This is a genomic window from Winogradskya humida (assembly GCF_016862215.1).
In the GTDB taxonomy this organism is placed as follows: Bacteria; Actinomycetota; Actinomycetes; order Mycobacteriales; family Micromonosporaceae; genus Actinoplanes; species Actinoplanes humidus.
This window is the reverse complement of the sequence record NZ_BOMN01000102.1, coordinates 1-21,412: the sequence shown is the minus strand read 5'-3', so window position 1 is coordinate 21,412 and position 21,412 is coordinate 1. Positions and strand designations below refer to the sequence as shown.

Below are 21,412 nucleotides of genomic sequence, written 5' to 3'. Positions count from 1 at the left end.
CTGAGACAATCCCGGCCGGCAATGTTGTCCTGAACGCTGGGAGCCGCGCTGGGCCGAGCCGGCGGCCGCAGCGATCCGCTCGTCGTTCGCCGAACTGGAACCCTTTCTCTCCTGGGTCAGTGCCGGCCACGACGTCGCGGAGTCGCTCGCGTTCATCGAGAGATCGCGGGAGAGCTGGGCGAAGGGCACCGAATTCAACTATGCGATCCTGACGGCGGACGACGAGTTCGCGGGCTCCATCGGGCTGATGACCCGGATGGGTCCCGGCATCCTGGAGATCGGCTACTGGATGGGCACCGCGCACGCCGGCCGCGGCTACACGACGGCCGCGGTGCGCGCGCTGACCTCGGTGGCGCTGACCCTGCCGGATGCCGGCCGGCTCGTCATCTGCCACGACGTGGCCAACGCCGCCTCGGCCGCCGTCGCCCGCAAAGCGGGCTACGTCGAGACCGCCCGTGTCGCCCGCGACCCCCAGGCCCCCGGCGACACCGGCACCGACGTCGTCCGCGACTACCGACCCTGACTTTCGCTGTGGTGCGCGCCCGCCGCAAGCCGGCGGCGCACGCACCCGTTTGTCAGCGCTGCCCGGTCACGCTCAGCCGCACCGCGGCCGGATCGGACCGGGACGGGACCGACGAGGCGGGCTGGGCAGGGGAGTAGAGCCACGCGTCGAAGAGCGCGTCCAGGTCCTTCCCGGAGATCTTCTCGGCGAGGGTGATGAACTCCGGCGTGGTGACGTTCCCGCCGGCGCGGCTGGTGGCCCACTTCTTCAGGATGCGGAAGAACGCCTTGTCGCCCACGGCGAGGCGCAGGGCGTGCAGAGTCATGGCGCCGCGGGTGTACACCTGCCTGTCGAAGAGGTGCTCGGGTCCGGGGTCGCCGATGGGCAGCTCCCAGAACGACTCGTCGCCGTCGTAGGACTCGGCGTACGAGTCGAACTGCTCCTGGGCGGTGCCGAGTCCTTCGTGCTCGCCCCACAGCCATTCCGCGTACGTCGCGAAGCCCTCGTTGAGCCAGATGTCTTGCCAGCGGGCAACGGCGAGGCTGTCGCCGTACCACTGATGGGCGAGTTCGTGCACCACGACGGAGTCGCCGTCCGCCGGTGAGGTGAAGAAGGCCTGCGCGTAGATCGGGCGGGTCTGATTCTCCAGGGCGAAGCCGAACCCGTCGTCGGCGTCGACGATGCCCCCGGCGGCGGAGAACGGGTAACGGCCGAAGACGCTGCCGAGGAAGTCGAGGATCTCGGGTTCGCGGGCCAGGGAGCCGGCGGCGAAGTCGCCGGTGGTCGGCGGGAGGTCGGCGACCGTGCCCGCGATCCAGGTCGTGTCACCGGTGCTGCTGCCGGCAGGGGCCTTCGCGGCTTTCCAGCCGCCGAGGCCGGCCTCGAAGGACGTGCTGCCGTCGCCGGTGGACACGACCACGTCGTCGACTGCCGCGCCGGCCAGGGTGAAGCCGTCGTCGTTCACGGTGGTCAGGGAGAGTTCGACCTTCTTCGACGCGTACGGATCCAGGTCGACCGACCAGTGCTCGTACCCGTCGCTCTCGCCCGTGGCCGCGTTCCAGTCGCCGGTGGTGCCGGACGGCTCGCAGCCCTTGACGGTCACGTAGTGCAGGAGGAACGGATGCAGCCGCTCGGCGTACTCACAGATGCCGCCTGTGTCGTTCGAGGTGTGGCCGTTGATGTCGGGCAGGGTCGTCCAGTCGCCGGTGCCGGCCGGGCGCGCCTCGACGAAGAAGTAGTCCCAGTACTGATCGGTGTCACGGTCGGCCCAGAAGCTGACGGTCGCGCCGGCCCGGGGGACGGTGATGGTCCGGGTGAGCCGCTTGTAGGCCGGCTCGCCCGTCCGGCTCAGCGCCATGTGCGTGCCCGTGCGGGGCGCGGCGGCCGGGGTGAACAGCTTCGGGTCGAGGGCGTCCAGGAACCGGATCCCGTTCTTCCGGTACGCCGTGACCCGGTACTCGCCGACCGTCGCCGTGGCCAGGTAGGACGCCATCGGCTCGCGCGCGTCCCACGTCCACGTCGTCCAGCCGTTGCGGGTGAGATGGTTCTTGAGCACCCCGTTGGCGATCGCCTGGAGGCCCTGCGGCGCGGTCACCCGGATCGTGTAGGAGGCCTTGTCGAGCGGGTGGTCGTTGACTGGGAACCAGCTCGACGCGACCTCGGGCTGCCCGACGATCACCATGCCGTCGTCGGTGCGGAACACCCCCGAAGCGCCGAGGTTCGCGTCCTCGATGATCTTCGGTACGCCGTCGTAGCGCGCCACGACGGTGAACGCACGCCCCCTGCGCAGCCCGGCGCCGGGCGTCACCGTCAGCTCACCGTTCGCGCGGCTCCACCGGGCGGGCTGCCCGTTCACCGTCAGCGACCGCAGCGTCAGAGCGTCGAAGTCGAGGTTGAACGACGAGAGCCCCTGCGTGGCGACCGCCTCGATGGTCGCCACGCCGCCGAGCTCCCCGGTCTTCGGCTGGTAGGTGATGTCGAGCCCGTAGTGCTGGACGTCGTACCCGCCGTTGCCCGCGAGCGGGAAGTAGGGATCACCCATGCCGGCCGCCCCGGGCCGGAACGTTGCCGCCGGGGCGGGGGTCGCGGTCGCGCCGGAGACAGCCAGGCCGGCGATGACCAGACACGCTAAGTATGCACGTTGGAACATAAAGTGACCGTAGCGAACTTGTCCCTGCTCAGAGCGCTGCGACACCCTACTGTGGACGCATGTATCCACCCGCGCCGTGGAACCTTCAGGGACAGCTCTACCTGTCCGTCTTCCTGCTGCCAGCCCGCGGCCTGCCCGCCCTGGACCCGGGTCTGCGACCGGTCACCGTCGCCGGCCGCGTCCCGGTCGGTGCCGCCTGGGTGGACTACGAACCCGGTGGCGTCCTCGACTACCGCGAACTGCTCACCGCGGTCCTGCTCCGCGGGCGCCGGCAGACGATCACGCACATCTGGGTGGACAGCCCGGCCTCCCGCGACGGGGGCCGCGCGCTGTGGGCCATCCCGAAAGACCTGGCGGTGCTCAAGGTCAGCCCGCCTCTCGCCGTGGCGGAGACCATCGCTTCCGCGACGATCAGGCCGGGCCGTCGTCTGCCGGGCCGCTGGCCCACCCCACTCACCGTGGTCCAGAAAGACATCACCACACGGGTACGCGGCAGAGCAGCCGTTCGCGCGACCCGCATCACCTGGGACGTCGACGAGGCCGGCCCACTGTCCTGGCTGGCCGGTCGGCGCCCGCTGTTCTCGCTGACCCTCGCCGACTTCCGGCTGAGGTTCGGCGGCTGAGCTCGTCCCTCTACGCGGAACGCAGCGTCAGCAGGGTGATCTCGCTGGGGGCGAAGACGCGGAACGGCGGCCCCCAGAACCCGGTGCCCCGCGACGTGTAGAGCTGGGTGCGCTCGCCGTGCCGGCTCAGCCCCTGCAGCACCGGCTGGTCGATGCGCACGAGATAGTGGAACGGCCAGATCTGCCCGCCGTGGGTGTGCCCGGAGATCTGCAGGTCGACGCCGTGCGCGACCGCCCCGGTGATCTGCTGCGGCTGATGCGCCAGCAGCAGCACCGGCAGCTCCGGGTCGGCGCCGTGCAGCGCCGCCTCGTGGTCCATGTGGTGCCCCGGCACTCCCGAGCCGGCCGCCGTGCGGTCGTCGACCCCGGCGATGACCAGGCTGCTGCCGCCGCGCTCGACGACGACGTGCCGGTTGTGCAGGGCCTCCCAGCCCAGCGACGCCATGTGCTCCACCCAGCGCTGGGCACCGGAGAAGTACTCGTGGTTGCCGGTCACGTAGACCCGGGCCATCCCGGCGCGGACATCCCCGAGCGGCGCGGCCTGCTCGCGGCGCTGCGCCACCTCACCGTCGGCGATGTCGCCGGTGTGCGCGACGACGTCCGGGTCGAGGGAGTTCACCACGTCGACCACGCCCCGCGACCACTTCGCCCGGTTGATCGGCCCGTAGTGCGTGTCGGTCAGCAACACGACCCGCAACCCGTCCAGCCCGGCGCCGAGCCGCGGAATCACCACGTCGATGCGGCGCACGCGAGAGACGCGCATCGCCTCGACGTTCCCCCAGACGAGCAGGACGACCGCCACCACCGCGACCACCGCCGTGACGATGCGCGAACGGGCCGGATCGCCGACCCCGGCGACGGCGAGCACGAGGCGCAGCACGTTACCGAGCACCGACCACACGAAGAACACCCAGACGATGCCAAGCAGCGTGTCGGCGATCCGCGCGGGCAGATCCCGGTGATGCTGCCCGTGCCCGGAGAACATCAGCCCCGGGAACGCAGCGGCAGCGCCCACGAAGACGACGGTCCCGCTCACGAAAACCGCACCCGGCCAGTCATTTCCGGACCAGATCAACGTCCACCAGGGCACGCCGAACAGGAGCACCAGCACGGCGGTCACGATCAACGCGAAGCGCGCAGCCCGGCCGGACCCGCGCCGCGGCTCGGTCTCGACGGCTTCTCCCACAGACGCGGTCTCTTCCACAGGCACGGAGCAAGTCTGCCACGCCCGCCCGCCCCGCCGACGCGGCCGCTGGTTACGTTGTCCCCCGGCACTCCACCGGAAGGACACCCATGCGTCGCAAGATCGCGCTGATCGCCGCCCTCACCACCGCAGCCATCGCCGTGACCGGCACCGCTGCCCCGACAATCCCCACGGCCCACCAACGCCACCCCACCGTCACCGAAGCCCCCGCACCCCCACCCCCGGGCGACGACATCTGGATCGACGCGGGCGAATTCGACTGGCGCACCCCCGCCCCCGCCGGCCGCCCCACTCCGTGACCCGCCGCCCCCTACCGTGATTCACATGCGGACTCTCAAGCCCGAACCCCCCACCCCCACCGAACCCCCCGCCCCGCTCGTCCCCATCATCTGGGACACCCTGCGCCTCCTCTCCCGCAGAACCCCCGCCCCGTGCAAACCCTGCTCGACGTGATCACGGCGCTGCTCCCGGCATCCCGCCCGGCCCACCCCTACCTGGGCCCCCCGAGCGGCGATCCGATACGCCGACCACGACCCCTACGAACCTCGCATTAGGCGCCCGAGGTGATGGTGCCGCGAAGTAGGGCGCAGCAACGTCGCCGTCGGCTGTCTGCTCCGGGCAAGATCATTTACTTCTGATTGCTCCGGTGACCGAAGCAGCACCCAGGATCGCGAACGCCCATCCTGCGATCTTGAGCAGTAGCAGCGCCGTGAACCAGGGCCAGTCGTCGAGGTTCGTTGTGGTGAGAGTCCACTGCTCCTTCGAGCCGGTCGATATGAACGGGACTACGTTGTCCACGGCCAGCGCTATCGATTCCACCCACGACATCGAGGTGGGCGCCTTTGCGGCGCTGCCCTTGGCAGGTTGGAACAATCCAGGGTGCAACATGATGAGCAGCCCGGACATCGTCACGGCCACGGAGAGCCACAGGAGTGCCAAGGCGGGCCGATAGCCGTAGCCGACGAGGATGCCCAATGTCCTACGCGTGAAGCCCTCACGGGATCGGAGTGGATATGAGCGCGCCAACCTGCGCTGGAGAGAGATCCGGGTGATCCGGCTCAGTGCTGGCTGGCCTAGCGCCTCGAAGTGCTCAGCCAGATGGCCGTATGCGCTGGGCGCGATGCTTGACCCGCTGAGCAACCTGAGCACATCGGAGCCAGTTGCGGGAAGAATTCTACGATACGTAAAGTTGTCGATCGAGATGTCGGCTTTTTCCAGCTGGGTGGGGTGGACCGTCCAGGTTTGGCATCTCGCCCCGTTCAAGCTGACGGTGCCCTGCAGATCTGTCGGCCCGGCCTCGCTGGTCCAGAAGTAGATCGCTCCGCCTACCGTGACGTTCACCAGGCTGATCCCATCGCCGGCGTCTGCGGCGGATGTCATGCCAGCCAGCTGCCGCGACTGGATCCGGGCGCCCTGTAGCCGGATGTTGCGCCGAATCGTGGAGCCGTTGGCGTAGATCCCGCCACGAAGGTCGCTGTTATTGACGAAAAGGTCTCCGATGGAAGCGCGGAAGAGATCGAGGGCTGCCCGGCTTGGCACCTCCGCCGGAGCGCCGAGCGTCGAGCCTCGGACGCTGAGGGATCCTGTGACGGACAGACCGAGGCCACGCACGCCGTCCGGAGCGGTAAATCCATCTCTCAGGTGGATGGATCCGTCGATCCGAGCGTCTATGGCGTGAAACCCTGCAACGTGCGATCCGTCCAGGCAGATTCTTCCCTGGACGACGGCATGAGAGACGTTGAAGGAGCCTGTGAAAAGGCACTTCACCAGATTCAGTCGGCCGGACCAGTGTCGATAGGACAGGTTCACGCCGTGAATCACCAAGCCGACAAGGTCGATGTTGTCGACCGGGTAGCCGTATCTGCCGCGCAACAGATCGACCAGGAGCTCGGCCGGGATGCCCGGATCGGATGCGATTCCTGCTGGCAGGACATCGCCGCCTGAGTAGGACTTGCCCGACAGGACCGCTGAGACGACCTTCCTGCTCGTTCCGCGCAATGAACGTACGTCGCTTGTGCCGCTGAAGATCATTGACCGATCACCCCGTCAAGGGGACCAGGAAGCTGACTCGCCGGTCAACGCCTGATCCGGTTGCCCTCTCAGCCGAACTTGTGACTCGTTCCGCTTCACCTTGAGTGAGCGAAGAAGTCGCACCGCAGCGACGGCACCAGGGTCCACGACACCTGAGCGCTTCCTGGCACTCGCCGATTGTTCACCTTTGGCCGGGCAGCGCCTCGCCGCGGGCGGGCGTTCCTTATGCGGAATGCCGAGCGGGGAGGGGTTCATGCGGTTCGAGGAGTTCGTGTCGGCGCGGTTGGCGGCGTTGATGCGGTATGCCGTTCTGCTGAGTGGGGATCGGGAGTATGCACGGGACATCGTGCAGGAGGTGCTGGCGCGGGCGATGTTGAGGTGGCATCGGATCGGGGCGATGGAGGAGCCGTACGGGTATGTGCGGCGGATGGTGACGAATGAGTTTCTGTCGTTGCTGCGGCGGCGCCGGCGGGTGGTGACCGTGCCGTTGGAGTGGGCGGGGGAGCAGCGGCTGACCGTGGAGGCGCGGCCGGAGGCTGATGACGAGATGTGGCAGGTGCTGGGGACGTTGCCGCGTCAGCAGCGGGCGGTGATCGTGCTCCGGTATTACGAGGGGCTCACCGATCCGGAGATCGCGGAGGTGCTGCGGTGCCGGCCGGCGACCGTGCGGGCCTATGCGAGCCGGGCCCTGTCGGCGTTGCGGGTGGAGCTGGCCCCGGTCGGCGAGCGGAAGGGAGTCCTGTCATGAACACACTGGAGGAGCTGCGCCTGACGCTGGAGCGTCACGCGGGCGGGCCCGAGGACAGCGCGGGGATCGCGCAGGGTGCCGAGGCGAGGGCGGGGAGCATCCGCCGGCGACGGCGGGTGGCGGGGTCCGCCGTCGCGGCTGTTCTGGTCGTTGCGGCCGCTGTGGGCGTACCCGTCGCGGTGGGCCGGAAAAGCAGTGAGCCGCCACCGCCTTCCTCGGTCGTGAAACCGCATTATCGCGATGCTTCGCAGTTGAGTGTGGCGATGGCGGACGGGTCGCCGTTCGCGCTCACCAACCGGGGCGGGGACGGCGTGGGGCAGTTCGCCTCGATCCGCAACAGAGGCGACATCACGTCCCCGCGGCCGGGGGAGGCGGGCCTCAATGCGGGCGCGGAGCTGCTGGCCTACAACCCCGGCGAGTTCGACCCGGCCAAGCTGAAGCAGGGTGAGCAGGTGACGGTGGCGGGTCATCCGGCCTGGTTCTCGACCGCTCTGACGTTCGCGGCGAGCAACGTGGTCCCCGAGGGCATCTATCCGACGATCGGCTGGGAGGAGAGCTCCGGTGTCTGGGTGCTCGTCTACACCAGCGACGACGGGTGGCAGGGGCACGAGGCCGGGAAGAAGGCGCAGCTGACCGAGGTGGCCGATGATGTGCGGCTGCCCGCGGTGACCGGCGTCAGGACGCCGTTCCAGTTCGGCTGGGTCCCGCAGGGGCTGCCGGTCAGCTATGTGAGCATCCGCGACCTGCCCGGGATCGACCCGGACGCACGGATCGGCTTCGGGAAGTCCGGCTACCCGACGATGCAGGACCTCGCGAGCGGGTGGCCGCTGTCCGTGACGTCGACGCCGGACACGAACCGGGACTGGCCCACCATCAAGGCCGATCTCGGGTCACCGGCGACGATCGGCGGGCGCAACGTCTGGTACGTGCCCCGGCCGAGCACGCTCAACAGCAGCGGGAGTCCGACGGGCGCCGATCTGGTCGTGGAGACCGGCAACTGCCTGGTCTACCTGAGCGTCCCGGAGCGGGACGTCATCGGCGAGCGGGATCTGAAGCGGATGGCCACGGAGATGACCGTCAGCAGCTGCACCGACGCGAAAAGCTGGAAGCCCCCGGTCAAGGGGTGACGGTGGTGCCGATCAGGGCGGACGGGACGATCAGGTCCGCCCTGGTCCGGGTCGCCACGATGACGGCCGCGTTGCGCTCGTCGGTGCCGGTGGCCCAGGCGACGGCCTCGTGCTCCGCCTTGCCGAAGCGGACGTGCCGGGCGATCAGCCGGGCGAGGCGGGTGTCCCGGTCGAGGTCGGCGTACCAGATCTCGGCGAGCAGCGGGCGGACCCGATTCCAGCGGTCGTCGTCGACCAGCAGGTAGTTGCCCTCGGAGACGATGAGCCGGGCGGTGTGCGGGACGGGGATCGCACCGGCGATCGGCTGCTCGATGGTGCGCTCGAAACCGGGCGCGTAGATCATCTCGTCGGTGTCGTCGTGCAGCCGGCGCAGCATCGCCGCGTAGCCGAGCGCGTCGAACGTGTCCGGGGCGCCCTTGCGGTCGCGGCTGCCGAGCCGGTCGAGCTCGGCGTCGGCCAGGTGGAAGCCGTCCATCGGGACGTGGGCGACCCACCCGGGCGGGCTGATCGCCGCGACGGCCGCGACCAGTTCCTCGGCGAGCGTCGTCTTGCCCGCGGCGGGCGGCCCCACGATCCCGAGCACCGCCCGGCGCCCGTCCACCACCAGCGCCTGCGCCCGGCGTACCAGGTCATCAAATCGCGTCGTCACCGGTCGATTATGGCGGCCCCGAAAGAGTGCGGGCGCCACTCGCCCGCCGGGCGCCTCGTTTTCCCAGGTGAATGCACCACTGAGGGAGACAACATGATTGCTGGACGTTCCGCAGTCGCCGCCGCAGCAGCGGCCGGCGCGCTGACCGTGTCCCTGGTCCCGGCGCTGCCGGCGGCGGCCACCACTGAGCCGGCCACCACCACCACGCCGGCGCTCACCGTCGTGGCGACGAACCTGAACAACCCGCGCGGGCTCACGTTCGCCCCGGACGGCACGCTGTACATCGCCGAGGCCGGCACCGGCGGCCCGGGTCCGTGTCTCGACGGCGCCGAGGGCCTGGTCTGCTTCGGCACCACCGGGTCGATCAGCCGGGTACGCCTCGGGCAGCAGCAACGCGTCCGCGCCGGCCTGCCGTCGCTCGCCGGTCATGACGGCAGCCAGGCGATCGGCCCGGCGGACGTCGCCGTGGACGGCTTCGGCCTGCTGTCGTTCACCGTCGGCCTGGCCTCGGACCCGGACGTCCGGGTCACGACGAAGAAGCTGACCGGCATGGCGAAGCTGTACGCCTCGGGGCGCCGCGGCCCGCGCCTGATCGCCGACCTGGGCGTCTACGAGAAGAAGGCGAACCCGGACAAGGCCGCGCCGGACACGAACCCGGCCGGCCTCGCCGTCGTCGGCGGCACCCGGTACGTGGTCGACGCCGGCGCGAACACCCTGCTGAAGGCGAACGCCCGCGGCAAGGTCAGCACGGTCGCGGTCTTCGGCAAACGCACGGTGCCCGCGCCGGCGGGTAACCCGGACCTGCCCGAGGGCACCCCGCTCCCGATGCAGTCCGTGCCCACCTCGGTGGTCAAGGGCCCGGACGGCGCGTTCTACGTCTCGGAGCTGACCGGCTTCCCGTTCCCGGCCGGTGGCGCGCGCATCTACCGGGTCGTGCCCGGTCACGCACCGGTCGTCTACGCGACCGGGCTGACCAACGTCATCGACCTGGCGTTCGGGCCGAAGGGCAGCCTCTACGCCCTGGAGATCGCCAGGAACGGGCTGCTCAGCGGGGACCGGACCGGCGCGCTGATCCGGGTGGACCCCGAGGGTGAGCACAAGGTCGTCGCGTCGGCCGGCCTGACGGCGCCGGGCGGCATCGCGATCCGTGGCAAGGACGCGTACGTCACGAACTGCGGTGTGTGCGCCGGCGCCGGCACAGTGGTGAAAATCCGCCTCTAGAGGCCCAGTCTCAGCCCCGCGACTCCCGCGGGGCTGAGCGGCCGGGCGGTGGCGCGGGTCAGGTCGCCGTGCACGAGCCCGGGCAGCTGGCTGCCCAGCGCGCACAGCGCCGGGTACAGGTCCAGCACGTCGCGGTGGCTGAGCGCGCCGACACCGATGAGCAGGCCGTTGACCGAGCCGGGCGTACGCGCGAGCTCCGCACAGAGCTCCATCCGCCACACCGGGTCCTCGATACTGGCGGCCAGCTCCCGGGCGATCCGGTTGGTGGCGCTGCAGCTGTCGTCCGGCGCGGCGTGGCGCCCGGAGGGGGCGAGCACCGGCGCGAGCCGCACCGCGACGCCGAGCCGGTCGGAGAGCTCGGCGACGCTGAGCACTTCGAGACCGAACGAGCAGGTGTCGCAGAGCGGCTGGAACGTTTCGGCGTGCACGACCACCGCGAGATTCGGGCACCCGTTCGCCGGGTTGCACTCGATATCCATGATGATCTCCGCGAGCCGGCCGGACTCGTCGAAGCGGCCCACGCCGAAGTAGGTCGCGGGCGTCTCGCGGTAACGGGCTATCGCCGCGCGCTCGCTGCCGTAGCCATCGGGATCGACGCCGATGCGGGGTACGCCGTGCTGCGCGTGGAGCTGGATGAGACGGAACATCCTGGTCACTCCCGGGGTGTTGAAGAACGGGTGCATCCCGGGGTACGGGTCAAGGCGCCGCTCGGTTCATTCCTTACGCTGGGTATAAGAAAACTTGCCCCTTTGCCGGTCACCCGTCAAGCGAAGACAGTCGAACGTCACTGTGTGTAATGCGTACGTTGCGGCCGTCAGCAGGGCGAACATGCCGGCGAGCACCACCCCGAGCCGGGCGTCGAGGGTGCGCCAGGCGATCGGCAGCGCGGAGACGGCCAGCAGGATCCCGGCCTCGGCGGCGGCCTCGGCGAGGCGGCGCGCACGGTCTGCATTCATGGTCACGACCCTGCCAAGGCCGCGGGTGGTCGCGCTTCCCTCCGCAGCCCGAGGCGGTCTATGACTTTCGGCAGAGGCCCCCGACGGGTACGCGAGGAGCACGCTGACCGTCATCGATATGTTCTCAGCCGCCGCCGGACACGCGCTGGACACGTTCGGTACCGCGTCGTAACGTGGCCTGAGCGGCGGAAACGCGCCGCGGCGAGCGGAATGGGAACCAGTGCGCCGAACCTCGAAGCTCACCGGGATTCTGACCGATAGTGGTCATGTTCGTGAGCGTGGGGGAGGTAAGCGGTGACCGTCGTAGCACCATCGGCCTGGCAGAGTCTGCCCGCGCTGATGTACCACTCGGTCTCCGCGGTGGCCGGTCCCCTGCGTGATCTCGCCGTCCCGCCCGGCCGGCTCGAGGAGCAGCTGAGCGCCCTCACCATGGCCGGATACCGGCTCGTCGGGCTCACCGAGGCGCTCGACCTGCTCGACGAGGGCTGCACCGACAAACTGCTCGCGGTCACGTTCGACGACGGCTACCGCAACTTCCTCACCGCGGGCATCCCCGTGCTCGCGAAGACCGGGGCTTCCGCGACCCTGTACACCTCCGTCGGGCATCTCGGCCGCCCCGCGGAATGGCTCGGCCGCTGGGCGCCCGACTTCGGCAAGCTGCTCACCTGGGACGAGCTCGCCGAGGTCGCCGACGCCGGGGTGGAGATCGCCAACCACAGCCTCGTGCACCACCCGCTCGACGTGCTGCCCGCCGCGCAGCTGCGCGAGGAGGTCACCCGTAGCAAGGACGAGCTGGAGCAGCGGCTCGGGCGGCGGGTGCGCGGGTTCGCGTACCCCCATGGTTACAACGGCACCAAGGTCCGCGCCGCGGTGCTCGCCGCGGGGCACGACAACGCCACCGAGGTGGGCCGGCGCCTGCACACCCCGGGGGAGAAGCGCTTCGCCGTGCCCCGGCTCCAGCCGACCCCCGACCTGACCGGTGACGACCTCGTCGCCCTGGTCGCCGGGGGCGGTTCCGCGCTGGTCCCGAAGCTCAAACAGCTCGCCCAGCCCGGCTGGCGTACGGTCCGGCGGGCCGCCCGGGTCGCCGGCCGCAACCTCACATGAGCAGGCCCTGATATGAGCAGGCAGGGCATTCACCGCGCCCCTCGTCGTACGCTGAGCCGCCGGTACTTCCTGGGCCTCGCCGCGCTCGCCGCCGTCCCGGCCGGTGCCGCGACCGTCCAGCAGCTGCGCAGCCCGGAGACGGCGGCCGAGGCGACCACCTCACCCGGCCGGGTCGCCGAGACCCCCGCCGCGAACCCGTCGGCGGACGCGCTGCCCGCCGGCGTGGCCAAGGGTGGCGGCACAGTGCCTTTCCGAAACGGAAAAGCGCTGCTGGGCGCGTACCTGGATCTGTCCGGCATGACCACCGCCCAGGCTGTCGCCCTGCGCCGCAAGCAGATGGGCCGCGAAGAGCGGATCCTGCACGTCTTCTACGACTGGGACGACCAGCTGCCCACCAAGCTCACGGGCATCGCCGACCACGCGTTCCCGATGGTGTCGTGGCGCGGCACGGGCTACGCCGACATCATCAACGGCTCGCACGACGCCCTGATCAAACGGGCCGCCCGCCGGCTCAAGGCCCAGAAACGCCCGGTCCTGCTGCGCTGGGGCTGGGAGATGAACGGCGACTGGTACGGCTGGTCGCCGGCCCGCAACGGCAACAGCCCGGACGGCTTCATCGAGTCCTGGAAGCGGCTCCACGGCATCTTCGCCGACGAGGGCGCCGACAACGTCTCGTGGGTGTGGAGCCCGAACTGGAATTCCTCCCCGGTCGCCGACTGGAACACGTTCGCGGCCCTCTACCCCGGCGACAAGTACGTCGACTGGGTCGGCGTCTCCGGCTACAACCTGCACCACGAGACCCCGGACACGATCTTCGGGCCGATCTACCGCTCGTACGCGAACCACAAGCCCCTCATGATCACCGAGGTGGGCGCCGTCGACAACGGCGGGCGTACCAAGGCCGACTGGATCGCCCTGCTCGCCCAGTGGGTCGGCAACCACCCCGCGGTGGGTGCGGTCGTCTGGTTCGACACCGACACCCATCCCGGGTACGACGAGAAGTGGCGCCTCGACACGGACGGCACCTCGCTCGCCGCGTACGTCGCGCTGGCCAAGAGCGCCCGCTTCAGCGGGTAGTTGCTCAAGTAATGGCCTGCCCGGCCGATCACAGCGGTGTGGATCTGCGGGTGGAAGCCGCAGCACCGGCCCTGCTGGTGCTGGCGCAGGAACACGTCGACCGCTGGAACCCCCGCGCGGCCCGTGACCTGGCCAACCGTGCCATGGACCGGGCCGATTCGTGCGACGATCCCCGCCTGGTCCGCGCGCGGGCCCTGACGATCCTGGCGTTCTGCGAGCGCATGGAGGACCGCTACCCCGAGGGCGTGGCCGCCGGGCAGGCCGCGATCGAGCTCGCCCAGCAGACCGGGGACCTGGCAACCGAGGCCCGCGCCCGCTCCGTCGTCGCCCGGATCCTGCTCACCATCGGCGAGACCGACGACGCCGTCCTGGAGAGCCGCACCGCGCTGGACATCGCCGAGCTGAGCGGCGACCTGACGTCCTGCATGATCGCCTTCACCGCGTTCACCAACGTCTGCCTCGCGATCGGCCAGTTCGACCTCGCGCTGGAATACTGCGAGCGGGCCTCGGAGATCGCCCGGATGACCGGCGACGACATCGCCTGCGGCATGCTCATGGACACCGCGGGCTGCGTGTACGTCGAGCAGGCCGTGGCCGCCCAGGAGAGCGGCGACGTCACCGGGGCGGCGGCACTGTTCCGCCGGGCCGTGAAACTGTCCCGCGAGGCGATGCTGGTCGCCCGCCGCAACGGCCACCGGCGCTACGAGGCCGGGGCGCTCGCCAACCTCGCGGAGGGCCTGGCCGCGCTGGGCCAGCCGGAGAAGGCGCTGCGCCTGCTCGAGTCCTGGCAGGCCGACCCCGAGCTCGACACGGCGTACACGCTCACCCACCACCTCGACACCCGAGGCGCCATCTGCCTGGCCCTGGGCCGTTACGACCAGGCGGTGGAATGCTTCGCGGCGGCGCTGGAACTGGCCGAGGGGAAGAAGTCAGCGATGGTCTACCACGAGCACCTCGCCGAGGCCCACGAACGCAACGGCGACCCCGTCCGCGCCCTGATGCAGTTCAAGGCCTTCCACACGCTGTACGTCCAGGTCGCCTCGGAGTCCGCCCAGCGCGGCGCCCGCGTGGCGGCCGTACGCTGGGAAACCACCCAGGCCCACGCCCGAGCCGAGCAGGAACGCGCCCGCGCCGAGGCCCTGAGCAGCACCAACCTCGAGCTCAGCCGCCGCACCGAGGACCTGCTCCAGCAGAGCCGCGAGGACCCCCTCACCGGCCTGGCGAACCGCCGGGCCATGGAACGCCTGCTGGAACACGGCCTCGGCGACCGCGCCATCGCCATGATCGACGTCGACCACTTCAAAAACGTCAACGACACGTTCTCCCACCCCGTCGGCGACGCCGTCCTGCGCCACCTGGGCCAGATCCTCCGCACCTCCTGCCGCGCCGGCGACGTCGCCATCCGCTACGGCGGCGAAGAATTCGCATTGTTGTTCCACCGCGCCGAGGACGAAAGCGTCCGCGCCGCCGCCGAACGGGTCCGCGCAGCCGTCGAGGACTACGACTGGAACGCCGTGGCAACCGGCCTCGCGGTCACGGTCAGCGTCGGCGTCGCCACCGGCTCGGACGCCAACACCGCAGCGGAGGCACTGGCCCTCGCTGACCAGCGCCTCTACCAGGCAAAACGTACGGGTCGTAATCGCGTGGTGGCGTAGCGGATCAGTCGCGCCGGCGCATCACTCTGTGCACGGAGCCGCGGCATCGGCTTGTTGCCGGGTCAGCGCCCAGTGGGTGAGTGCTTCGCCGACGCCGTGGATGCGCTGCCCTTCGGGGGTGTGGGCGTAGGCCGGATGCGCGGAATCGGTCACCTTGCGCACGAGGCCGAGTTGTTCCAGCTCGGTGAGGCGCTGCGAGAGCGAGACGGGGTTGACGCCGATTCGCCGCGACAGGTCGGTGAACCGCTGCGGGCCTTCCAGCAGCTCGCAGTGGATCTCCAGCACCCATCTGCGCTGGAACAACTCGAGGGCGATCGAGAGTTGTGCCTGGTCGTCGGTCACGGTGAGACCGTTGGCCTGCGCCCACGCCGCCATCTCGTCGAACACCGGCGCCAGGCCTGCGCCGTAGTGGCTCATCCGGTAGCGGCTGCTGGGTGGCTGGCTGTCGACCAGTTCCCGTTCGACGATGCCGGCCTGGGTGAGCTGGCTGAGGCACCGGGCAAGCGGGCTGGGCCCGATACCCGGTGTCGCGCGGCGTATCTCGTTGAAGCCGGCAGCCCCGTTGAGCAGGGCGGCGATGACCCGAAGAGTCCAGCGGCCCTGCAACGGCCGCATGGCCGCGATGGGCACGGCGCTGTCGAGGGTCTCGTCCACGGCTCGATGGTAGTCCGCACACTTGACTAAGTATTTGATAGCTAGTATCAAATACTTAGTCAACGGAGAGGTTGTTATGTCAACGCGCACAGCAGTAGTCACCGGGGGCACGGCCGGCATCGGTCTGCATACCGCGATCGGGCTGGCCGAGGCCGGGTTTGCAGTCACCGTCGTCGGCCGCGACAAGGTCCGAGGGGCAGCCGCGCTTGAACGGCTCAATGCCGCCGGATCGGCGGCGACGTTCATCGCCGCTGATCTCAGTTCGCAGGACGAGGTTCGCGGCCTTGCCGGAACCCTGCGCGAGCGTGGGGGCATCGACGTGCTCGTCAACAATGTGGGCGGTCTCTATCCGCGGCGCCGCGTCACCGGCGACGGCTTCGAGGCGACGTTCTTCCTCACTCACCTCTCGGGCTATCTCTTGACGGAACTGCTGCTCGAGGACATGGTCGCCGCCGGGCGTGGCCGCATCGTGAACACGGTCTCCCAGGGCATCGTGTTCGCCGACCGGACCCCGTTCGGCCAGGCCGACGTGGCTGGTCCGTACTACGCAATGGCGGTGTACGGGCGCGCGATGGTGGCCAGTCTCGCCTGGACGCACGGCCTGGTGGCACGGCTCGCCGGGACGGGCGTCACCGTGGTGGCGGCCGCTCCGCCCGGCACCAGGAGCGACATGGGTAAGTCGATGAGGGCGAGCATGTTCCCGTGGCCGACGCGACTGGTGTGGCCGGTGATCTGGTTCAACGTCCACCGCACCCCCGTCGCCAGGGCAGCCCGCATGACGCTCACCGCGGCGACGGACAAAGACATCGCACATGGCACCGTCCTCGGCATCGATGCGGATCTGGGCGGCGCGGACAACCCGGAGACGGTCGCCGCGGTGGAGCGGCTCAGCCGCGATCTGGCGCCGGTGCGGGGGTGATCCGGGATCTCGGCGAGGCGCATTCCCTGCAGAGACAAGATCCCGAAAGGAAAACCCATGAGCGTCACCCGGCCTGACACCGTCCTGGTCACCGGCGCCTCCGGCTTCGTCGCGGGCCACTGCGTCGAGGACCTGCTCCGGCACGGCTATGCCGTGCGCGGCACGGTCCGCGACGTGGCGCGCAGCGAAAAGGTCGCCCACCTCACCGCCCTGGCCGCGGAGACCGGCGGCAGTCTCGACTTCGTCGCCGCTCGGCTGGACACCGACGAAGGCTGGGCCGAGGCGGTCGCCGGCTGTACCTACGTGCTGCATGTCGCCTCGCCGAACCCGCCCACTGTCCCCCGCGACGAGAACGAGGTGATCCGCCCCGCTGTCGAAGGCACACTGCGCGTACTGCGGGCCGCGGCCGCGAGTGACACCGTCCGCCGGGTGGTGCTGACCTCGTCGACCTCGGCGGTCGCGGGCGGCCGTCCCGAACCGGGATCCGGCCACCACACCGAGGCCGACTGGTCGCTCGAGGAGAACTGCTCGCCGTACGAGAAGAGCAAGACTCTCGCCGAGCGCGCCGCCTGGAATTTCCTTAGCGAGCTGCCTGGGCAGCGCCGTCTCGAAATGGTCGCCGTCAACCCCGGACTGGTCATCGGCCCCCTGCAACGCTCCGAGGTGACGACATCCAACGAGTCCGTCCAGCGGCTGCTCAACCACTCCATGCCGGCCGTACCGCACATCAGCTGGAGCCTCGTTGACGTCCGGGACGTTGCCGTCGCTCACCGGCTGGCCATGGAGAGCCCGGAAGCCCCCGGTAACCGCTACATCTGCGCCGGCCCGGACACCTGGATGCTGGAGATGGCCCGCATCCTCGCCACCGAGTTCGGTCCCAGGGGCTTCCGTGTCCCCACCCGGCGCCTGCCCTACTGGGCGATGTGGCTCGCCGCCCGTTTCGACCCCACTCTGCGCCTGGCTCTCGGCTTCGTCGGCCGCCCTGAGCTGGTGTCGAGCCGGAAGGCGACAGACGAGCTCGGGTGGAGCGCCCGCCCGCCCGCGGAGATCCTCCGGGACACCGGGCAAAGCTTGATCGACTACGGCCTGGTCCGTCGTCGTGGCTGACGCGGCGCTGCGAGCAGGCTCAGCGCCTCTTCGGACCGGCTGCGGGGCTCGGCAGAATAGACCACGAGCTGCTGTCCCGGCGCGGACGGGACAAGCAGCCGTTCGAAGGTGAGTGTCAGGGTTCCCACCTGGGGGTGGGCGAGCGTCAGCGTCCCGTTGGTGCAGCCGTGCACATCGTGCCTCGCCCACAACCGGCGAAACGGCTCGCTGCATCCCGACAACTCGCCGACCAGCGACTCCAGGTCAGGGTCGACGACGTCCGCGCCGGCCAGCCCACGAAGACACGCCACCAGATCGGACCGGGGATCCGGCTCCCCGAGGGCGTCGTCCGTGTCCAGAAAGGCAGCCCGGACCAGGTTGCTCCCAGGTGTGAAGACGGATGACAGCGACCGGGCCAGCGAATTCGCCGCCAAGACCTCGAAGGCGTGCGTCTGCACGAAGGCAGGTGTCAGGGCCCAGGAGTCGATGAGCTGCCGCAGACCCGGTGCCACCTGGTGGCGGTACGTGCGATCGCGGACCGGCCGGGTGGGATTGGTGAGCGAGAACAGGTGCGCTGTGGCTCCATCATCCAGCCGCAGGGCTCGCGCCAGCGCCGCGAGAATCTCCGCCGACGGCCGCCGGTCGCGACCCTGCTCCAGGCCGAGGTAATAGTCCGCGCTGATCCCGGCGAGCATAGCGATCTCCTCGCGGCGCAGACCCGGAACACGACGCCGTGCTGTCCGGGGGAGGCCGACCTCATCGGGATGCAGCAATTCCCGTCGCGCCCTGAGATATTCGCCCAGCGGTTTCGGGTTGCGATTGGCCATGACCGCAAGAATAGTGCCGGGACACGTCGGTAACCTGGTGGTGGTAGTACCAGGATCTTCTCCCTCTTCCTGGCCCGGAAACCGCGGCCTAGCGTCACCCGTATGACGAAGGAAACGCTTGCCGGCATGACCGCCGTTGTTACCGGAGCCAGTTCCGGAGTCGGCGCGGCCGCCGCTCGGCGCCTGGGCGCGCTCGGCGCGTCGGTGATCGTTGTGGGCCGCTCCGCGGTCCGGACGCGTGATGTCGCCGATGAGGTCGGCGGCGAGGCCCTGCCTGCCGACTTCACGCGGTTTTCCGAGGTACGCAGGCTCGCGGACGAGTTACTCACCCGTGTGCCGCGGATCGACATCCTCGCCAACAATGCGGGTCTGGTCCTCGCGGATCGCCGGATGACCCCGGATGGTCATGAACAGACCATCCAGGTCAATTTCCTTTCTCCCTTTCTGCTGACCTCACTTCTGCGGGAACGGCTCTCGGAGGCCCCTGCCGCGCGGATCATCAATACCAGCAGCAGCTTTTACCGGTTCGGAGAACTCAACCCGGACGACCTCGACGGCAATCACCGCCGATACACCCGGATGCGGGCGTACAACACGGCGAAGCTGGCAGGCGTGGTGCACGCTGCCGAGCTCAATCGCCGGGCGCCGCGCACGGTGACCGCCACCGCGTTTCACCCCGGCACTGTGCGGTCAGGCTTCGATCGCGGTTCGAAACTGGTCACGGCGGTGAAAGCGTCGTTGGCCGGTCGCCTGGTGACCCAGTCCCCGGAGGAGGGCGCGGAGCCACTCGTACGGATCGCCACCACGGACCAGGCCGAGCTCCGGAACGTCTTCTACAACCGGCTCGAACGCGAATCCTTCCGGCATCCTGCCGTCACGGACGCGGAGTTCGGAGCCCTGCTGTGGGACCGTGCCGGCGAGATCACAGACGCCCCGCCTTGGCCCCGCCCCCCGATCCGTACCGGTGCCGGCGATTCGGCTGGGCGCTGAGGCCCTCCCTTGCTCGTGCTTTTCCGGTTGCGATCACACGATGCGCACGGGCCCTTCCCCGGACCGGGGAAGGGCCCGCGAACTGCACCTAGCGGCTTGCTTTCTCCGCGGCCTCGACGGCGTTGCGGAAGAGCATGGCGACCGTGGTCGGGCCGACCCCGCCGACCCGCGGGGTGAGCGCCCCGGCGACCTCGGCGACCTCTTCGGCCACGTCCGGCAGCAGGCGGCGTCCCTCGTACCGCACACCCGCACCGATGACGGTCGCCCCCGGCCGCACGTGCTCCGGCTGGATGATCCCGGGCACGCCGACCGCGGCGATCAGGATGTCCGCCCGCTTCGTGTAGCGCTCCCAGTCAGGGACACCGGTGTGCACGACGGTCACGGCGGCGTTAGCGGTCGGCCGCTTCTGCGACAGCATCATCGCCAGCGGCCGCCCGATAGTGGCACCGCGCCCCAGAATGACCACCTCATGCCCGGCCACCGGGATCTCATAGTGCGCGAGCAGCGCCTCGATCCCCGCCGGCGTACACGGCCGTGCCCCCGGCAGCCCCACGGACAGCCGCCCCAGGTTCAGCGGGTGCATGCCGTCGACGTCCTTGTCCGGGTCGACGGACATCAGCGCGGCGTCATAATCGATGTGCGCGGGCGGCGGATACTGGATCAGCAGCGCGTGCACAGACTTGTCGGCGTTCAGCCGATCGATCACCCGATGCAGGTCGTCCTGCGTCGCATCGCTCGGCAGATGCTCGTGCGGCGACACGAACCCCAGCTCGCCGGCCTGCCGCTGCTTGATCCGGATGTACCCCGCGCTGGCATCGTCGTCCCCGACCAGAATCGTGGCCAGCGACGGCTGAACGCCACCCTCCTTGAGCTTCGCGACCCGCTGCGCCACATCGGCGAGCACCGCGTCGGCCACCGGCTTACCGGGCAGCAGCTTCGCCTGAGTCTCCGCTGACATGAGGCCCTCCCACACGTGGGCACCCAGGCGGACGGCCCCCACAACAAGCTCCCCGATGGTTGCCCATCCTCGGTGCCGCCAGTCGCGTCTACACCCCCAGTATGCCGTGCCCCCTCACCCACCCACCCCCCTGGTCACCGCCACGATGCCCCGCGCCACAGCCCCAGGATCGACAACCTGATGCACATGCCCGCCAGCGATATGCCCCACGGCCCACCCCCGCCGCTCCGCCTCCCGAGCCCTGTCCTCATAAGCCGGGCTGAACCACAGGTACCCACACGCCCGCTCGTCCCACCCCTCCGGCACAGGCACCTCCTCCTCAAAAAAACTCACCGGCACCCGAGGCTGCTCCGCCGACACCTCAGCCCTCGTCTGCGCATCCCCGAACAACCCCGCCACAACATCCTCGTCCCACCACGACGTCCACGGCGGCACCCGCCCATCCGCCGCAGCCATCCCCCGCAAAGCCCGGAACCGCTCAGCCGTCACCCCTTCCCCGGGCAACGCCGCATCAACGAACACGCACCCGCTGACCCGTTCCCCGATCGCCTCGACAATCACCGGCACAAACCGCCCCGCATTGCTGTGCGCCACAACCACCACCGGCCGCCCACCCAGCTCGGGCCGTTCGCCTACCTCGGGCCGTCCAACTGCCACCGGCTGCCCGTCTGGCACCGCGGCCGCGACGGTCGCCGCGATCCCCGGCCAGAACGGCGGCCCCGCGTCAAGAGCCCCCGTCAAGGACGGCACGCCGGCCCCTAACCTCCGCCCCACGGGAGCCCAACTTCGCGGTCCCAGCAACAAACTGTGCACAAGAACAAAATCGACCTCCACCGTCACATAGTGCTCGTCGAACCCCAGCCGCAAAGTGTCAGATTTCAGTCTCGCCGACAGCGTCCGCGGGTCCGAAAACTGTCGTACAGGTGGGG

Annotated in this window: 23 protein-coding genes; 13 read left to right on the top strand and 10 right to left on the bottom strand. The window is 69.8% G+C overall.

Annotation, left to right across the window (positions count from 1 at the left end; translation table 11 throughout):
* Positions 1-73: 73 nt before the first annotated feature.
* Complete coding sequence (locus Ahu01nite_RS35645; protein WP_307794664.1) at positions 74-523, top strand: GNAT family N-acetyltransferase; 450 nt, start codon at positions 74-76, stop codon at positions 521-523.
* A gap of 52 nt (positions 524-575) precedes the next feature.
* Here Ahu01nite_RS35645 and Ahu01nite_RS35640 read toward each other — a convergent pair whose 3' ends face one another.
* Entirely contained in the window at positions 576-2,651 is a 2,076-nt protein-coding gene (locus Ahu01nite_RS35640; RefSeq protein ID WP_203841129.1) for a M1 family metallopeptidase, read from the bottom strand.
* A 59-nt stretch (positions 2,652-2,710) separates the two neighbouring features.
* Between Ahu01nite_RS35640 and Ahu01nite_RS35635 the strand changes: the two genes are divergently transcribed.
* Positions 2,711-3,274, top strand: coding sequence for an acetoacetate decarboxylase family protein (locus tag Ahu01nite_RS35635; RefSeq protein WP_203841128.1), 564 nt, complete (start codon positions 2,711-2,713; stop codon positions 3,272-3,274).
* Positions 3,275-3,284: 10 nt separating this feature from the next.
* Here the strand turns inward: Ahu01nite_RS35635 and Ahu01nite_RS35630 are convergent, their stop codons facing one another.
* Positions 3,285-4,484: a metallophosphoesterase gene (locus tag Ahu01nite_RS35630; protein WP_239159392.1), complete on the bottom strand. Its 1,200-nt coding sequence runs from the start codon at positions 4,482-4,484 to the stop codon at positions 3,285-3,287.
* An 83-nt stretch (positions 4,485-4,567) separates the two neighbouring features.
* Between Ahu01nite_RS35630 and Ahu01nite_RS35625 the strand changes: the two genes are divergently transcribed.
* Entirely contained in the window at positions 4,568-4,777 is a 210-nt protein-coding gene (locus Ahu01nite_RS35625) for a hypothetical protein (protein ID WP_203841127.1), read from the top strand.
* 25 nt (positions 4,778-4,802) lie between these two features.
* A complete protein-coding gene (locus Ahu01nite_RS51500) occupies positions 4,803-4,931 on the top strand; it encodes a hypothetical protein (RefSeq protein WP_275411805.1) in 129 nt (42 codons plus the stop codon).
* A gap of 171 nt (positions 4,932-5,102) precedes the next feature.
* Here Ahu01nite_RS51500 and Ahu01nite_RS35620 read toward each other — a convergent pair whose 3' ends face one another.
* Complete coding sequence (locus Ahu01nite_RS35620; protein ID WP_203841126.1) at positions 5,103-6,509, bottom strand: hypothetical protein; 1,407 nt, start codon at positions 6,507-6,509, stop codon at positions 5,103-5,105.
* 253 nt (positions 6,510-6,762) lie between these two features.
* On the opposite strand from Ahu01nite_RS35620, the gene Ahu01nite_RS35615 reads away from it, so the two are divergent.
* Positions 6,763-7,257: a sigma-70 family RNA polymerase sigma factor gene (locus Ahu01nite_RS35615; protein WP_203841125.1), complete on the top strand. Its 495-nt coding sequence runs from the start codon at positions 6,763-6,765 to the stop codon at positions 7,255-7,257.
* Positions 7,254-8,384, top strand: coding sequence for a hypothetical protein (locus tag Ahu01nite_RS35610; protein WP_203841124.1), 1,131 nt, complete (start codon positions 7,254-7,256; stop codon positions 8,382-8,384). Before Ahu01nite_RS35615 ends, Ahu01nite_RS35610 begins: the two co-directional genes overlap by 4 nt.
* Here Ahu01nite_RS35610 and Ahu01nite_RS35605 read toward each other — a convergent pair.
* Positions 8,374-9,033, bottom strand: coding sequence for a nucleoside/nucleotide kinase family protein (locus Ahu01nite_RS35605; RefSeq protein ID WP_203841123.1), 660 nt, complete (start codon positions 9,031-9,033; stop codon positions 8,374-8,376). The two genes, Ahu01nite_RS35610 and Ahu01nite_RS35605, sit on opposite strands and share 11 nt — an antisense overlap.
* A 93-nt stretch (positions 9,034-9,126) precedes the next feature.
* Here Ahu01nite_RS35605 and Ahu01nite_RS35600 point away from each other — a divergent pair, with 93 nt between their 5' ends.
* Positions 9,127-10,254: a ScyD/ScyE family protein gene (locus Ahu01nite_RS35600; RefSeq protein ID WP_239159391.1), complete on the top strand. Its 1,128-nt coding sequence runs from the start codon at positions 9,127-9,129 to the stop codon at positions 10,252-10,254.
* Here Ahu01nite_RS35600 and Ahu01nite_RS35595 read toward each other — a convergent pair.
* Together Ahu01nite_RS35595 and Ahu01nite_RS35590 are read right to left on the bottom strand one after the other, a co-directional pair.
* The gene (locus Ahu01nite_RS35595) at positions 10,251-10,901 is read right to left on the bottom strand and encodes a hypothetical protein (RefSeq protein ID WP_203841122.1); all 651 of its coding nucleotides are present in this window, start codon (positions 10,899-10,901) and stop codon (positions 10,251-10,253) included. The genes Ahu01nite_RS35600 and Ahu01nite_RS35595 overlap by 4 nt on opposite strands.
* A gap of 66 nt (positions 10,902-10,967) precedes the next feature.
* Entirely contained in the window at positions 10,968-11,210 is a 243-nt protein-coding gene (locus Ahu01nite_RS35590) for a hypothetical protein (RefSeq protein ID WP_203841121.1), read from the bottom strand.
* A 294-nt stretch (positions 11,211-11,504) separates the two neighbouring features.
* On the opposite strand from Ahu01nite_RS35590, the gene Ahu01nite_RS35585 reads away from it, so the two are divergent.
* Genes Ahu01nite_RS35585 through Ahu01nite_RS35575 form a run of 3 tightly spaced genes read left to right on the top strand, consistent with a single transcriptional unit; the run spans position 11,505 to position 15,049 of the window.
* Positions 11,505-12,317: a polysaccharide deacetylase family protein gene (locus Ahu01nite_RS35585; protein ID WP_203841120.1), complete on the top strand. Its 813-nt coding sequence runs from the start codon at positions 11,505-11,507 to the stop codon at positions 12,315-12,317.
* 12 nt (positions 12,318-12,329) lie between these two features.
* A complete protein-coding gene (locus Ahu01nite_RS35580; RefSeq protein WP_203841119.1) occupies positions 12,330-13,394 on the top strand; it encodes a glycoside hydrolase family 26 protein in 1,065 nt (354 codons plus the stop codon).
* Between the two features lie 38 nt (positions 13,395-13,432).
* On the top strand, positions 13,433-15,049 hold the full coding sequence (locus Ahu01nite_RS35575) for a tetratricopeptide repeat-containing diguanylate cyclase (protein WP_203841118.1): 1,617 nt from the start codon (positions 13,433-13,435) through the stop codon (positions 15,047-15,049).
* Positions 15,050-15,070: 21 nt separating this feature from the next.
* Here the strand turns inward: Ahu01nite_RS35575 and Ahu01nite_RS35570 are convergent, their stop codons facing one another.
* Positions 15,071-15,703 carry a winged helix-turn-helix transcriptional regulator gene (locus tag Ahu01nite_RS35570; protein ID WP_203841117.1) on the bottom strand — a complete coding sequence of 211 codons (633 nt, stop codon included), beginning with the start codon at positions 15,701-15,703 and terminating at the stop codon, positions 15,071-15,073.
* A gap of 76 nt (positions 15,704-15,779) precedes the next feature.
* On the opposite strand from Ahu01nite_RS35570, the gene Ahu01nite_RS35565 reads away from it, so the two are divergent.
* Positions 15,780-16,622 carry an SDR family NAD(P)-dependent oxidoreductase gene (locus Ahu01nite_RS35565; protein WP_203841116.1) on the top strand — a complete coding sequence of 281 codons (843 nt, stop codon included), beginning with the start codon at positions 15,780-15,782 and terminating at the stop codon, positions 16,620-16,622.
* Between the two features lie 57 nt (positions 16,623-16,679).
* On the top strand, positions 16,680-17,729 hold the full coding sequence (locus Ahu01nite_RS35560; protein ID WP_203841115.1) for an SDR family oxidoreductase: 1,050 nt from the start codon (positions 16,680-16,682) through the stop codon (positions 17,727-17,729).
* Here Ahu01nite_RS35560 and Ahu01nite_RS35555 read toward each other — a convergent pair.
* Positions 17,702-18,535, bottom strand: a complete 834-nt coding sequence (locus tag Ahu01nite_RS35555; RefSeq protein WP_203841114.1) for a helix-turn-helix transcriptional regulator — start codon at positions 18,533-18,535, stop codon at positions 17,702-17,704. The two genes, Ahu01nite_RS35560 and Ahu01nite_RS35555, sit on opposite strands and share 28 nt — an antisense overlap.
* A 102-nt stretch (positions 18,536-18,637) precedes the next feature.
* Between Ahu01nite_RS35555 and Ahu01nite_RS35550 the strand changes: the two genes are divergently transcribed.
* Positions 18,638-19,525 (top strand): SDR family NAD(P)-dependent oxidoreductase, encoded by an 888-nt coding sequence (locus Ahu01nite_RS35550; protein WP_203841113.1) that lies wholly within the window; start codon positions 18,638-18,640, stop codon positions 19,523-19,525.
* 88 nt (positions 19,526-19,613) lie between these two features.
* Here the strand turns inward: Ahu01nite_RS35550 and Ahu01nite_RS35545 are convergent, their stop codons facing one another.
* Together Ahu01nite_RS35545 and Ahu01nite_RS35540 are read right to left on the bottom strand one after the other, a co-directional pair.
* Positions 19,614-20,483, bottom strand: coding sequence for a bifunctional 5,10-methylenetetrahydrofolate dehydrogenase/5,10-methenyltetrahydrofolate cyclohydrolase (locus Ahu01nite_RS35545; RefSeq protein ID WP_203841112.1), 870 nt, complete (start codon positions 20,481-20,483; stop codon positions 19,614-19,616).
* A gap of 114 nt (positions 20,484-20,597) precedes the next feature.
* A partial coding sequence (locus tag Ahu01nite_RS35540) for a hypothetical protein (RefSeq protein ID WP_239159390.1) occupies positions 20,598-21,412 on the bottom strand: 815 nt, incomplete at its 5' end.

Excerpts from the sequence above, each read along its gene's own strand:
- Ahu01nite_RS35640 (WP_203841129.1), bottom strand. The coding sequence starts at position 2,651 with ATGTTCCAACGTGCATACTTAGCGTGTCTGGTCATCGCCGGCCTGGCT.
- Ahu01nite_RS35635 (WP_203841128.1), top strand. The coding sequence starts at position 2,711 with ATGTATCCACCCGCGCCGTGGAACCTTCAGGGACAGCTCTACCTGTCC.
- Ahu01nite_RS35625 (WP_203841127.1), top strand. The coding sequence starts at position 4,568 with ATGCGTCGCAAGATCGCGCTGATCGCCGCCCTCACCACCGCAGCCATC.
- Ahu01nite_RS51500 (WP_275411805.1), top strand. The coding sequence starts at position 4,803 with ATGCGGACTCTCAAGCCCGAACCCCCCACCCCCACCGAACCCCCCGCC.
- Ahu01nite_RS35620 (WP_203841126.1), bottom strand. The coding sequence starts at position 6,509 with ATGATCTTCAGCGGCACAAGCGACGTACGTTCATTGCGCGGAACGAGC.
- Ahu01nite_RS35615 (WP_203841125.1), top strand. The coding sequence starts at position 6,763 with ATGCGGTTCGAGGAGTTCGTGTCGGCGCGGTTGGCGGCGTTGATGCGG.
- Ahu01nite_RS35610 (WP_203841124.1), top strand. The coding sequence starts at position 7,254 with ATGAACACACTGGAGGAGCTGCGCCTGACGCTGGAGCGTCACGCGGGC.
- Ahu01nite_RS35600 (WP_239159391.1), top strand. The coding sequence starts at position 9,127 with ATGATTGCTGGACGTTCCGCAGTCGCCGCCGCAGCAGCGGCCGGCGCG.
- Ahu01nite_RS35595 (WP_203841122.1), bottom strand. The coding sequence starts at position 10,901 with ATGTTCCGTCTCATCCAGCTCCACGCGCAGCACGGCGTACCCCGCATC.
- Ahu01nite_RS35590 (WP_203841121.1), bottom strand. The coding sequence starts at position 11,210 with ATGAATGCAGACCGTGCGCGCCGCCTCGCCGAGGCCGCCGCCGAGGCC.
- Ahu01nite_RS35580 (WP_203841119.1), top strand. The coding sequence starts at position 12,330 with ATGAGCAGGCAGGGCATTCACCGCGCCCCTCGTCGTACGCTGAGCCGC.
- Ahu01nite_RS35565 (WP_203841116.1), top strand. The coding sequence starts at position 15,780 with ATGTCAACGCGCACAGCAGTAGTCACCGGGGGCACGGCCGGCATCGGT.
- Ahu01nite_RS35560 (WP_203841115.1), top strand. The coding sequence starts at position 16,680 with ATGAGCGTCACCCGGCCTGACACCGTCCTGGTCACCGGCGCCTCCGGC.
- Ahu01nite_RS35555 (WP_203841114.1), bottom strand. The coding sequence starts at position 18,535 with ATGGCCAATCGCAACCCGAAACCGCTGGGCGAATATCTCAGGGCGCGA.
- Ahu01nite_RS35550 (WP_203841113.1), top strand. The coding sequence starts at position 18,638 with ATGACGAAGGAAACGCTTGCCGGCATGACCGCCGTTGTTACCGGAGCC.
- Ahu01nite_RS35545 (WP_203841112.1), bottom strand. The coding sequence starts at position 20,483 with ATGTCAGCGGAGACTCAGGCGAAGCTGCTGCCCGGTAAGCCGGTGGCC.